Consider the following 13,592-nt stretch of genomic DNA (forward strand, 5'->3'; position numbering starts at 1 on the left):
TTGTTTGATCTATTGGTTATAGACAAGCTTTTCGGTATTGGCTTGGAGTAACCTGATAGTATTTCTTGAACTGGCGATTAAAGTTTGAGAGGTTGTTGAAGCCGGATTGGCTCGCGATATCAATGATTGCCAGATCGGAATGCTGGAGGAGATGGGCTGCTTTTTTCAGTCGATATTGAATGATGTACTCCATACAAGAGAGTCCTAATTGTTTCTTAAAGAAATTCATGAAGTGGGTCGGGCTAAAATGGCACAGCTCTGCCAAATGCTCGATCATGAGCTCCTCTTGGTAATGGTTCGAAATATGATCGAGGACCAAACGGATTTTTTCTTCTCTCCGGTAAGCGTCCGTTGAGAACTTCTTCTCGACGATATAGTTGTGAGAGAAGAGGAGATAGAGGAGTTCATTGAGCTGGGATTTAAGTCGGAGTTCATAGTAGGGTCCTTGTTCTCTTCCGTTTGCCATACAGGTTAAGAGGCTCTGTTTGATTTCTTCGTAACCAGGTGATTGGGCTTGAATGCGTCGGACGAATTCAAAATCCCCATTGTAGAGTGGTTGTAAATATTTTAGAGTGGCGATATTTTTATGGGTAATCCCAATCAGGTCCAGATTAAAATGCAGGACATCCATAGTATGAGAAGAACTCTGGATGGGGTGGATGGAGTGGAGGGCATTGGGGCGGATCAAAATAATATCACCAGGCTGACTATTAAAATATTCATAGTCGATATGGAACTGAGCAGTCCCTTCATTGACATAAATAATCTCAATATCGGTGTGCCAGTGAAATAAGATATCTGGCTGGCCATTTTTTGTTCTAATCTGTCTGATTGAAAAAGGGAAATCGCTATTGGGAAAGGATGTTTGGCGGTATAAGGTCTTTGTGTTCATGCCTACCTCTTAGATCTTTTTCGGGAGTAGCAGACGTTTTTACCAGGTGTGTGAAAGGGTCTGCTAGTTACTCATACAGGGAAATCTACTATCTATATTATAATAAAATTGGACCAAAAATTAAAGAGGATTCGGTGGAATTTCTTAAATTTTAAGGAAGGAGGAGAGGTGTGATTTATGGGAGAGAAGGCTCCAAAATGATGAGGGAATGGTGTATAATAGGGGAAAGATGGAAAGAGGTGGCGGTATGCTACAAATGATTGCGACAGATATGGATGGCACTCTGATGGACGAGCAAGGAGAAGTAGATCATGAGCGCTTGAGCCGCATTTTGGATCAGCTAGACCAAAGAGGGATTCCTTTTGTCATTGCGACAGGGAATGGCTATAGCCGTATGGCTCATGTATTGGGAGACTTGAAAGATCGCGTCACCTTGGTGCTGGCCAATGGGGCACGGATATTAGAGAAGGGAAAGCTCATCCGAGAGTGCAGCTGGCCGGAAGAGCTGGTGCAGGAGGTCTTGCAGTATCTAGAAGGCCGAGAAGAAGAACTTCATCTGGTCGTTAGTAGCTTATCGGGAGGCTATGCCAAGAAAGGAACAGAGTTTCCTCTTTTAGAGCAATTGATGACGCCTGAGTTAGCAGCTGCTTTTTACAAACGGATGCGCTTTGTGGATGATTTGGTCCATGAACATGGCGAGCAAGTTTTGAAGTTAAGTGTCGTCACGGAGACTAAAAAAGTCGAAGATTTTGTGCAAGAGCTGCGAGAAAAGTTTGGAGAGCGCCTGCTTCCAGCAGCTAGTGGCTATGGAGCCATTGATATTCTGCAACCGGGTGTCAATAAGGCTACGGCCATTCAATTCTTAGAAGAACGCTGGGGCGTGGATGGTGGGCATCTGATGGCATTTGGCGATAGCCAAAACGATCTCGAGATGCTTGAGTTAGCGACCTATTCCTATGCAATGGAAAATGCGGATCCCCATGCGCGACAAGCAGCCCGCTATACGGCGCCTTCTCATCAGAATCATGGAGTCTACGAAGTCATCGAAGCTTACTTGGATGGAAGGATCAGCTTCGACTAGGATCTTATCCTACCTTGCACAGTTTCTACTATACGAATCGAAAGGAGCCTTTATGGCTGTACAATTATTAGAAACCTGGCTGTTGAAAGAACAGGCAAAAATACAGAAGAATTACCGAGAACTGAATCAAAATCCTTTGAGGGAACCCGATATTCTTTTTATAGGAGACTCTATCGTCGAATACTATCCCCTTCAAGAGTTGCTACTGACGGATCAGTATATGGTGAACCGGGGGATTAGAGGCTACAAGACAGACCTCTTAAGAGAGCATCTAGATGCCCATATTTTCGGTCAAGCAGTGGATAAGGTTTTTTTGCTGATTGGAACTAATGACATTGGTAAGGAAATGCCCCTGTCGGAAACCATTGAAAACATGAGCATCATCCTGCAGGAGATGGTGCGGCTCTTGCCCTTGGCGCAAATCAAACTCGTTTCGGTTCTTCCTGTGAATGAGGGAGAGCCCTACAAGGGGACAGTTTATATCCGGACCAATCAGAAGATTCAGACCTTGAACCAGGCCTACCACGAATTGGCCCAAGGGATGATAAATGTTGAATTTATCAATGTTTTTGACCATTTGCTTGGAGAGGATGGTCAGCTCAAACCGGCTTATACAACAGATGGTCTTCATCTAACCATCGAAGGATACAGAGTCTTGAGTAAGGCTCTTCAAAGCGAAATCTAACCCATCCTAGCAAGGAAAATGATTTTCCAGCTAGGATTTTTTATGCTTTCTATAAAACAGTTCGGGAAAATACTTTATTTTGTACTAATTCTACAACAAGCAAAAACCTTGTCCTTATGCGGTTTATGACTTCTGTTATAAAATAGTTTGCGGAAACAGAACAGATTTTTGCTTTGTGTTATGTAATAGTTCCAGGCATTCAGTGAGCATATTCTTATACAAGGACAATAAAACGTGATAAATTGATATAGTAAAGTTATTTGAAACGTTTTCACTCTTTGTCGAATTCAGTTCAAAGACTGACAATTATTTTTATTGAAGGAGAGTTATATTTATGACTCAAGGAAAAATTACTGCATCTGCAGCAATGCTCAACGTATTGAAAACATGGGGCGTAGACACTATCTACGGTATCCCATCAGGAACACTTAGCTCACTTATGGACGCTTTGGCTGAAGACAAAGATATCCGTTTCTTGCAAGTTCGTCACGAAGAAACAGGTGCTCTTGCAGCGGTTATGCAAGCTAAATTTGGCGGATCTATCGGTGTTGCAGTTGGTTCAGGTGGACCAGGTGCAACTCACTTGATCAACGGTGTTTACGATGCAGCTATGGATAACACTCCATTCCTTGCTATCCTTGGATCACGTCCAGTTAACGAATTGAACATGGATGCCTTCCAAGAATTGAACCAAAACCCAATGTACAACGGTATCGCTGTTTACAACAAACGTGTAGCTTACGCTGAGCAATTGCCAAAAGTGATTGACGAAGCTTGCCGTGCTGCCGTTTCTAAAAAAGGTCCAGCTGTCGTTGAAATTCCAGTAAACTTTGGTTTCCAAGAAATCGACGAAAACTCATACTACGGATCAGGTTCTTACGAGCGTTCATTCATCGCTCCTGCTTTGAACGAAGTTGAAATTGACAAGGCTGTTGAAATTTTGAACAATGCTGAACGTCCAGTGATCTATGCTGGTTACGGTGGTGTTAAAGCTGGTGAAGTGATCACTGAATTGTCACGTAAAATCAAAGCACCAATCATCACAACTGGTAAAAACTTTGAAGCGTTCGAATGGAACTACGAAGGTTTGACAGGTTCTGCTTACCGTGTTGGTTGGAAACCAGCCAACGAAGTTGTCTTTGAAGCAGACACAGTTCTTTTCCTTGGTTCAAACTTCCCATTTGCTGAAGTATACGAAGCATTCAAGAACACTGAAAAATTCATCCAAGTCGATATCGACCCTTACAAACTTGGTAAACGTCATGCCCTAGACGCTTCAATCCTTGGTGATGCAGGTCAAGCAGCGAAAGCAATCCTTGATAAAGTGAATCCAGTTGAATCTACTCCTTGGTGGCGTGCAAACGTTAAGAATAACCAAAACTGGCGTGATTACATGAACAAACTCGAAGGTAAAACTGAGGGTGAATTGCAATTGTATCAAGTTTACAATGCAATCAACAAACATGCTGATCAAGACGCTATCTATTCAATCGACGTAGGTGACACTACTCAAACATCAACTCGTCACCTTCACATGACACCTAAGAACATGTGGCGTACATCTCCACTCTTTGCGACAATGGGTATTGCCCTTCCTGGTGGTATCGCTGCTAAGAAAGACAATCCAGATCGCCAAGTATGGAACATCATGGGTGACGGTGCATTCAACATGTGCTACCCAGACGTTATCACAAACGTTCAATACGACCTTCCAGTTATCAACGTTGTCTTCTCAAATGGTAAATATGCCTTCATCAAGGACAAATACGAAGACACAAACAAACACTTGTTTGGTTGTGACTTCCCTAATGCTGACTATGCGAAAATCGCTGAAGCTCAAGGAGCTATTGGATTTACAGTTGACCGTATCGAAGACATCGACGCAGTCGTTGCTGAAGCTGTTAAATTGAACAAAGAAGGTAAAACTGTTGTTATCGATGCTCACATCACTCCACATCGTCCACTTCCAGTAGAAGTACTTGAGTTGGATCCAAAACAACACTCAGAAGAAGCTATTAAAGCCTTCAAAGAAAAATACGAAGCTGAAGAGCTTGTACCATTCCGCCTCTTCTTGGAAGAAGAAGGGTTGCAATCACGCGCAATCAAATAATTTCTCTTGTGGAAAATCAAAAGTAAACATTGTAGATTTTATGCTTTGATTTTCTTAGAGAGAAACTTAAAAGATCGGAGCAATCCGGTCTTTTTCTGGAGGATAGTAAATGAATTTAAATCAATTAGATATCATCGTTTCAAATGTTCCCCAAGTATGTGCTGAATTGGAGCGTATCTTGGACAAAAAGGCGGACTATGTTGACCAAAGTTTTGCTCAGTTCACGATTGGCAGTCACTGTCTCATGTTATCCCAAAACCATTTGATATCTTTGGAAAATTTCCAGTCAGGAATCATTCTTCACGTTGAAGTTGAGGATGTAGAGCAGAACTACCAACGGTTGAAAGATCTTGGTATCCAGGTTTTAAATGGTCCAGCTGTAACTGATTGGGGAACCGAATCCCTGCTAGTAAGTGGTCCAGCAGGTCTAGTGATTGATTTTTATCGTATGAAATAGGAGGCGTGGTCATTTAACGTCAACCTTAGCTATTCTTAAAATAGAATTTGAGAAAATGAACTATTTAAAAGATCGGAGCCGTCCGGTCTTTTTTATTAAAGACAAAATCTTCTTTGAAACTTTCCTTAGGTGAGTACGGACGTTAGGTGAAATTATCCAGTGGATGATTTCAGCAATCCAGGAAGTTCCATGACTAAATCAAGATACTAAGGGCGTCTTCGGATAAAGTCAAAATAGGAAGTTTGACGCAGAATCTTTTGATTCTAGGAAAGCTTATCTTTTTGACACAATCCGCAGCCCGTGTTCAATTAGTTTTGAACCTAAAGTTTCAAAACTCCCGGGTGCTAGAAACAATCGTGTTTCTAGCACTTTTCTCACGGCGGAAAGTTTCAGTAGATGATTGAATAATTCTAACGAATAAAATTTTTCTATATTTAACAGAATTTATTAGATTTAAGAAAGCCAAATATTATATTTGGCAAAAGAGTATGCATTTTAACAGTTCGGATTCGTCCGATCTGTTTTCTTGTATGAGTTCGATAGATACCTTAGAATAGTATCAGTTCTTCTTAGGATGCTGTAAGATTTTCGAGTTAGAGAAGGGTATAATAGAACTATCAAATCAAATGAGGTAGAGAGATGACCGATAAACTTCAATTTCCAGATGGTTTCCTTTGGGGTGGGGCGACGGCTGCTAACCAGTGTGAGGGAGCTTATAATGAAGATGGCCGTGGCTTGGCCAATGTGGATGTGGTACCGATTGGGCCTGACCGTCACGCCATTATCACGGGTCAGAAAAAGATGTTCGACTTTGAAGAGGGCTATTTTTATCCGGCTAAGGATGGCATTGATATGTATCATCGCTACAAGGAAGACATTGCCCTCTTTGGGGAAATGGGCTTTAAAACCTATCGTTTGTCCATTGCCTGGTCTCGGATTTTCCCTAAAGGGGATGAACTGGAGCCAAATGAAGCAGGTCTACAGTTCTATGAAGACCTCTTTAAGGAGTGCCATAAGTATGGCATTGAACCCTTGGTGACCATTACCCACTTTGACTGTCCCATGCATTTGATTACTGAGTATGGAGGTTGGCGTAGTCGTAAGATGTTGGAATGTTATGAACGACTCTGCCGAACTCTCTTCACTCGCTACAAGGGCTTGGTCAACTACTGGCTAACCTTTAATGAGATCAATATGATCCTCCATGCGCCTTTTATGGGAGCGGGTCTCTGCTTTGAAGAAGGAGAGAATGAGGAGCAAGTCAAATACCAGGCGGCTCACCATGAGTTGGTCGCTTCAGCCATTGCCACCAAGCTAGCCCATGAGATTGATCCCAACAATAAGGTCGGCTGTATGTTGGCAGCAGGGCAAAACTATCCGCATACCTGTGCTCCGCGAGATATCTGGGCTGGTCTAGAAGAAGACCGCAAGAACTATTTCTTCATCGATGTGCAGGCGCGTGGGGAATACCCAACCTATGCCAAGAAAGAGTGGGAACGTCAGGGAATTACGGTCGAGATGACGGAACAGGACCTTCAATTGTTGAAAGACCATACAGTGGACTTTATTTCCTTCTCCTACTATGCCAGTCGGGTCGCTTCAGGTGATCCAGCTGAAAGGGAGAAAACAGCGGGCAATATCTTTGCCTCTCTGAAGAACCCCTACCTAGAAAGCTCGGAATGGGGTTGGCAGATTGACCCTCTTGGTCTCCGCATTACGCTGAACACCATCTGGGATCGTTATCAAAAGCCGATGTTTATCGTAGAAAATGGACTAGGCGCCGTTGATACTCCAAATGAAGCCGGGGAGATTGAGGATGATTACCGGATTGACTACCTGGCAGCCCACATCAAGGCCATGCGGGATGCCATTCATGAAGATGGTGTTGTCCTCTGGGGCTATACGACTTGGGGCTGTATTGACCTGGTCTCTGCCGGGACTGGAGAAATGAAGAAACGCTACGGCTTTATCTATGTCGACCGGGACAACGAAGGCAAGGGAAGCTTGGCCCGCTCACGTAAGAAATCCTTCTATTGGTACAAAGACGTCATTGCGACCAATGGGGCTTCTGTCAACTAATGCAACACTCGGTTAGGAAGAAAGTTCTTCTTGATCGAGTGTTTTCTTTGCATTTTTGATTGACGAAGGTCCCTTTATTTGATAGGCTAGGGGAATAGAACTGATTTCGCAAGCAAAGAAAAAAGGAGCGGGGCAAGTGGCACGGATTTTATTAATCGAGGATAATAATGATATCCAAGAAATTTTATACAGTCTCTTAAGTGAAGATCATGAGGTCCTTCAGGCTTTTTCAGGTACAGAAGGGCTACGGCTCTTCCAGCAAGAAGCCATTGATTTGGTCCTTTTGGATATCATGCTTCCAGGGAAAAATGGGGACCAGGTCCTGGAGGAGATCCGTTTGCAGAGTCAGGCGCCTGTTATCATGATGACGGCTCTTGGAGACAAACACCTCATTAGCCAGTACCTCCTTGCCGGTGCCAATGATTATATTGTTAAGCCCTTTAATCTGGACGAAGTGGCGGCTCGGGTGACGGTGCAGTTGCGAAATCACGTCTCTCCGGCACAGGAAGCTCAAGCGTTGCAAAAGCTTTCCTTTAAGAATTTGGTCCTGAATCCAGAAACCTTTGAACTGGAGTCTGGCGAACAGACGCTTCGCTTGGGCAAAAAAGAATTTCAAATTTTTGAGACCTTGCTGGCACATCCAAAGAAGATTTTCACCAAGGAAGAATTGTATGAGGCGGTCTGGGAAGAGGTCTATCTGCCTGGAGACAATACCCTCAATGCCTAATTGAGCAATCTCCGAAAGAAAATTGCGCAGCTCGATCCGGATGAGGACTATATTGAAACCGTCTGGGGCTTGGGTGTTCGCTTGAAAGGAGACAAGTAATGTGGGGATTGGTTCTAATTCTAGTCGTCCTTGTCTTTCTCTTGGGACTGGGTTACCTTCGCCTACTCTCTGCTCTCACAGATTTGCAGGAGCAGATTCAACAGAAGCTCCAAAATGGGAGTGGGGTACGGTTAACGTCACGTGTTTCAAAAAAAGAATTGGTCGCCTTGACCAAGCAGGTCAGTGATCTCTTTGATCAGATCGAGCGGACCAATCGGATTGCCTTTCAAGAGAAAAAGACCTTGGATATGGCCATCAGTAATATTGCTCATGATATCCGGACGCCTTTGACCATTGCATCGGGCTATACCCAACAAATCATCAAGGGTGGGACGCAGGAAGAGGAAAAGCTGAAGAAAATTGCTTCCAATCTTCAAGTCGTCTCAAAACGCCTGGAATCTCTCTTGGAATACAGACGCTTGATGGAAGGAGCTATTCAGCCTCGGCTTACAGACGTTAATCTCAGCCAAGTCCTGACCCAGCAGTTGTTCCAGTATTATGATAGCTTGTCTGAGGCGGGGATTGCCTTAGAGGTGGAGCTAGAAGAGCATCTTCATTATGCTACCGATCCTGAGCTCTGGGAGCGCCTCTTGCAAAATATGCTCAGCAATGTCCTCAAGCATGGGAAGGATCAGGCCCGCTTGACCTTGATGTCGGATGAGGACACGATTCGGGTCGAGCTACGCAATATTGTGCAACAACCGATCCAGCACTTAGACCAGTTGGCTAGTCGCTTCTACTCAGAAAATCTATCGGATACAGAAGAATCATCTGGCTTGGGTCTCTATATCATTCAAAATTTTGTAGAGATCTTAGGGGGCGACTTGCAACTGGCAACAGAGGCAGATTGGTTTGTTTTGACCATTACACTAAGAAAAAAGGCTTGAGCATCGCTCAAGCCTTTTTGTTATAAATCTTTGTGTTTGAAAGTAGCGAGTCCTAGGAAGCCGAAAACAAGGATGAATCCAAGAGCAATCGAGAGAGTGTTGTTCGTTGCTGTTGTGCTCTGTACCATGGAATATTGGAATTCCAAGTTTAGATAGTGGAGAATATCAATATCTTTAAAGAAGAGCGCAGGAAGGCTTAAGAGGATATTTCCAATGAAGTAGCCAACGAAGGCTAGGGTGATGGATTGGCTAGCGTAAAGAAGGAAGGAAATGATGCTGACCCAAGCCAGGGTGGAGAGGAACTGAATCAGCACGGTCAGACCAAAATGAGCAAGGAAGTGCTCTGGCATGGTTCCAAGTCCATTGTAGAGGGTCGCGATCAAGAAGACGAGACCATAAGAAACGAGAAATTGGAAGAGGGCAATGGTCAGGACAACGGCGCTTTTGGCAAAGTAGTAGCTGGTGCGCGAAACCCCATAGGCCAGATTATTCTTGTATAAGTTTTGCGTTAAGTCTGTCCCTAGAACCAAGGTGATGACAATAATGGTAAAGAGGATAGTCACACTGATGCTGGAAGAGTAGTTGGTCAAGGCTTTAAAGCCCGTCCAAACTTCGGTTGCTTGGGGTAATTTGGATTCCGTATTGACGCCGACGTGGCCAGTAGCTCCAAAGATGACTCCAGACAGGATGTTGAGAACGAGAATGGCTTCTGTAATCCAAAAACCTTTAGAGCGAAAAAGTCTGTAAAAATCTGCTTGAATGGTATGCAACATGATAAATCTCCTAAATGAAATATGTGGGATAAGTAATGCAAGACGGTGGGGTGACTAGTCTACCAAGTCCGTAAAGAATTTTTCCAGATCTTGGCGGGCATAGTAGATTTCATCCACGTCAATATCCTCTTGAACGAGCGCTTTGACAATGACTTTAATATCGTGAGTCTGTCCAAAGATATGGATTTCTCCATCCTTATCGATGACCTTGATACGGTGATGGAGCTGATCCTGGATCAGTTGACTGGCAAGAGCTAGTTGGCTAGTTTTGAGGATGATGTAATCTTCTCCTTGTTCTTCGAATTCAGCCTTGCTAATTTCTTTGATCAGGCGTCCTTGGTCGACAATGCCAAAGCGATTGGCAACCAGATAAAGCTCGGAGAGGATGTGACTGGAAATGAGGATGGTCATGCCGAGTTCATCGTTGAGGCGCTTGATCATCTGACGGAATTCCTTGATTCCGACAGGATCGAGACCATTGATAGGTTCGTCCAAAATGAGGAAGTCGGGCTTGGCAATGAGCGCAATCGCAATTCCCAACCGTTGTTTCATCCCCAGTGAAAAATCGCGGAATTTCTTCTTACCCGTATTATTCAGGCCTACATAGTTCAAGGTTTCTTTGATGACCTGGTCGGGATTGGGGATATGGCGTGCCTTGCAATAGTAGATTAGGTTTTGATAAGCGGTCATATGCTTGTGAGCCACAGGACTTTCAATGACAGATCCAACCCGTTTCAGGGCTTGTGTCCACTGAGAGCGATTCGTGGAAGCGAAGAGGGAGACGCTTCCATCAGTTTCTTGAATCAGCTGGGTGATGACCTTGATGAGGGTGGTTTTCCCTGCACCATTTTTACCGATCAGGCCGTACACATCACCTTTGCGAATGGTGAGATTCACATCATTTAAGGCGTATTGTTGACCGAACTTTTTACTCAAATGGGAAATTTCTAATACTTTTTCCATGGTTTTCTCCTTCGTCCAAATGACTAGTTGTTTTCTTTACACTCTTAGTATACAGCTTGCTTTTCAAATAACTATCAAGCAATTCTCAAATATTTCTAAAAAAACGACTAACCTTTTAAAAGTTAGCCGTGACTTTAAGAATAAATTTTCTTAGAGGCTTTCCTTAGGTGAGTACGGACGTCAGCGAACTTCGAAGAAGTTCCATGACTTAGTTTTGGACCTAAGGTTCCAAAACTCCCGATTGCCTGAAACAATTGTGTTTCAGGCACTTTTCTCACGGCGGAAAGCCTCTAGATATTCATGCATAACTTAAAAATATAAACATTTCTTGATTTTTTAAGTTATGTAACATGAAAAAATACGTTATCTACATTAAGAGGAACTGTTTTTTAAGCTAGCCTCCTCATTTTAAAACCTAGCGACAAACTCTTTGATAGCTTCTGCCAGTTCATGGGGTTTCTGAGTATTGAGTAGATGGCCTCCGTCTGCGATTTCTAGATAGTGACCTTTAGGCAGGAGATTTGCCAACTTTTTAGAAGAAGCCTGATTGGCCCCATCTTTGCTGCCGCAAATCACTAAGCTAGGAAGAGGGCAAGTTTTAGCGGTATCGGTTAGATTGAGGCTTTTTAATTCGGTAAAGATTTGCAACATGTGCTGTTTATTGGCCCCCTGCTTTTCAAAGACATGCTTGGGAATCAGACGAAAAAGGAGAATTTGGAGCCTATAGAGGAGATTGGTGTTGAGTTTGTATTGCGTCCCTGAAACCACCAAGCCCTTGAGTTGTGGCAAGTTTTGGCTGGAGAGATCGAGAGCGAGAACGCCTCCCAGTGAGAGTCCAACCAGAATAAAGGGTTCGCTTTCTTGTTGGAGGTACTCCGTCAATCTTTCTTTGGCCTCCTGGTAGCTTTCGCTTGGATGGGAGAAAATAGCGAAAGATTCAGATTGCAAGGGGGAAAGTGCATCTTGGACCCCTTGCCAAGAGTGGGCATCCTGTCCTAGGCCATGTAAAAAAATAAGTTTCATTCTGATTCCTCTCTAGTGAAATCGAGTGGATAGAGGCCACGCAGGGCATTGCAGGCATAGACTTGGTCAGCGACTTCTAAATCCTTCAGCGTTAACAGTTTTTCTTCTACTTGTCCAGTTTCTAAGAGATGGCGGCGGTAAATCCCGTCGAGGATAGGGAGGTGAGCTGGAGGCGTGTAGCGCTGGCCGTCAATCTCTAGGATGAGATTTCCGATGGTCGTCTCTAGCAAGGTTCCGTCTTCTAAATAGTAGATCTGCTCCTGTTCTGACCGGCTGAGATGGTCTCTCTGACTCGTTTTGAAATAGGTAAAAGGTCGGTCTAATGGAGCAGTTTGTTTTCTTAGTTGAGCCTGCAGATAGCTAGCTGGCAAGTCTGTTAGTTCTGTGATCTCTAGCTGGGCGGTCCCGTTTTTTTGCAAGGCAATCCGACAACGATAGTCAAGGTTGGAATCCAAACGAGCAAGCTCTTCTTGAAGTTTTTTCAGGAGTTTTGGCTCATCATAAGGATAGGTAAAGTAGCGACTGGCCTCTCTCAAACGGGTCAGGTGTTGCTCCAGGAAGGTCAGCTCTCCTTGGTGGATGCGGCCGGTCGTCAGGAGCTCAAAGCGAGGCTCTTGTCGGTAGAGAACAGCAGACTTTTGCTTGGTCTCTTGGTATTCACTTTCCCATTTGCTGTCCCAAGTGATGCCTCCACCTACGCCATAGATGGCTTGCTTCCCCTGCATTTGGAGGGTTCGGATGGCCACATTAAAAATTCGTTTACCTTTTGGAAGAAGGATGCCGATTGTTCCACAGTAGACGCCACGAGGAGCAACCTCTGTCTGTTGAATAATTTCCATAGTGGAAATCTTCGGTGCACCTGTGATGGAACCGCAAGGAAAGAGGGCCTGGAAGGTTTGGACTAGGTCGACTTCGGGACGTAAGCGACTTTCAATGGTCGAGGTCATCTGCCAAACGGTGGAGTATTGCTCAACTTGACAGAGACGGGTCACCTGCTCACTTCCAATCTCCGAAATGCGATTCATATCATTACGCAGGAGATCCACAATCATCATGTTTTCTGCTCGATTTTTGGGATCAGCTTCTAGCCAAGCAGCCTCTTGAAGATCTGTTTGGTTGGTAAGCCCACGACGAGTCGTCCCCTTCATAGGGCGGGTGATTAGTAGCTTGTCATCTTGTTCAAAAAAGAGCTCAGGACTGATGGAGAGGATGGCCACATCATCGTGCTGGATGAAGGCATTGTAATGGGCCTTCTGTTCTACTACCAAGCGATTGTAGATGGCCAAAGGGTCAGCTTTTAGCTCTTGAGAAAGTTGGACGGTGTAGTTGACCTGGTAGGTATCCCCTTGGCGGATATGGTGCTGGATGGTCTCGATAGCTTTTCGATAAGCAGGCGCCTCTACCTCTTCCTGCCAATTGGCTGGAAGATCCACTGCCTCGTAGTCCTCTGGGAAAGGCAGGGTTTCTACTTTCTCGTGGATGGTGAAATAGAGGAGATACTCTCCCATGAGTGGTGCTGGGTGGACGGCTAATTTTTTCTCAAAAGCAGGAGCGGCTTCATAGCTGACATAGCCGACGGCATAAAAACCAGCCTCCTGATAGGCTTCCACCTCTCTCAGAAGAGTCTCTACTTGGTCAAGGTCTCTGGTTTTTAATTCCTTTAGCGGCTTGGTGAAAATGTGTCGCAATCCAAGCTCTTTAAAATCAATAATGGTTTGTTTGTGCATGCTTTGAGTATATCAAAAATAGATGGAAAAAGGTAGATAAGGATCCAAAGATTCCTTGCTTGGCCCTGCCTTTCATGCTAAAATAACCA

At 44.2% G+C, this 13,592-nt stretch carries 11 protein-coding genes and 1 pseudogene; 7 read left to right on the plus strand and 5 right to left on the minus strand.

The annotated features are described in order from the left end of the window. Positions 1-16: 16 nt before the first annotated feature. Positions 17-892, minus strand: coding sequence for a helix-turn-helix domain-containing protein (locus ACOXXR_RS01595; protein WP_445278604.1), 876 nt, complete (start codon positions 890-892; stop codon positions 17-19). Between the two features lie 247 nt (positions 893-1,139). Here ACOXXR_RS01595 and ACOXXR_RS01600 point away from each other — a divergent pair, with 247 nt between their 5' ends. The 7 genes and pseudogenes from ACOXXR_RS01600 (at position 1,140) to ACOXXR_RS01630 (ending at position 9,017) form a co-directional block, all read left to right on the plus strand. Further along, a complete protein-coding gene (locus tag ACOXXR_RS01600; RefSeq protein WP_445278605.1) occupies positions 1,140-1,973 on the plus strand; it encodes an HAD family hydrolase in 834 nt (277 codons plus the stop codon). A 52-nt stretch (positions 1,974-2,025) separates the two neighbouring features. Then, positions 2,026-2,658, plus strand: coding sequence for an SGNH/GDSL hydrolase family protein (locus ACOXXR_RS01605; RefSeq protein WP_411400041.1), 633 nt, complete (start codon positions 2,026-2,028; stop codon positions 2,656-2,658). 334 nt (positions 2,659-2,992) lie between these two features. Continuing rightward, the gene (gene spxB / locus ACOXXR_RS01610) at positions 2,993-4,768 is read left to right on the plus strand and encodes a pyruvate oxidase (protein ID WP_048688661.1); all 1,776 of its coding nucleotides are present in this window, start codon (positions 2,993-2,995) and stop codon (positions 4,766-4,768) included. Positions 4,769-4,877: 109 nt separating this feature from the next. Then, positions 4,878-5,225, plus strand: a complete 348-nt coding sequence (locus ACOXXR_RS01615; RefSeq protein ID WP_445278606.1) for a VOC family protein — start codon at positions 4,878-4,880, stop codon at positions 5,223-5,225. Between the two features lie 639 nt (positions 5,226-5,864). Further along, on the plus strand, positions 5,865-7,304 hold the full coding sequence (locus ACOXXR_RS01620; RefSeq protein ID WP_445278607.1) for a 6-phospho-beta-glucosidase: 1,440 nt from the start codon (positions 5,865-5,867) through the stop codon (positions 7,302-7,304). A gap of 136 nt (positions 7,305-7,440) precedes the next feature. After that, positions 7,441-8,130, plus strand: a pseudogene (locus ACOXXR_RS01625) (response regulator transcription factor). Next, complete coding sequence (locus tag ACOXXR_RS01630; RefSeq protein ID WP_445278608.1) at positions 8,130-9,017, plus strand: sensor histidine kinase; 888 nt, start codon at positions 8,130-8,132, stop codon at positions 9,015-9,017. The pseudogene ACOXXR_RS01625 and the gene ACOXXR_RS01630 overlap by 1 nt, the downstream one beginning before the upstream one ends. Positions 9,018-9,037: 20 nt before the next feature. Here the strand turns inward: ACOXXR_RS01630 and ACOXXR_RS01635 are convergent, their stop codons facing one another. The 4 genes from ACOXXR_RS01635 to pabB form a co-directional block, all read right to left on the minus strand. Beyond that, a complete protein-coding gene (locus ACOXXR_RS01635; protein WP_048716360.1) occupies positions 9,038-9,790 on the minus strand; it encodes an ABC transporter permease in 753 nt (250 codons plus the stop codon). Between the two features lie 54 nt (positions 9,791-9,844). Continuing rightward, positions 9,845-10,753: an ABC transporter ATP-binding protein gene (locus tag ACOXXR_RS01640; protein WP_048690315.1), complete on the minus strand. Its 909-nt coding sequence runs from the start codon at positions 10,751-10,753 to the stop codon at positions 9,845-9,847. Between the two features lie 408 nt (positions 10,754-11,161). Then, a complete protein-coding gene (locus ACOXXR_RS01645) occupies positions 11,162-11,776 on the minus strand; it encodes an alpha/beta fold hydrolase (protein WP_445278609.1) in 615 nt (204 codons plus the stop codon). Further along, entirely contained in the window at positions 11,773-13,503 is a 1,731-nt protein-coding gene (gene pabB / locus ACOXXR_RS01650; protein ID WP_445278610.1) for an aminodeoxychorismate synthase component I, read from the minus strand. Before pabB ends, ACOXXR_RS01645 begins: the two co-directional genes overlap by 4 nt. Positions 13,504-13,592 lie beyond the last annotated feature (89 nt).

The sequence above is a fragment of the Streptococcus sp. KHUD_013 genome, assembly GCF_052588545.1.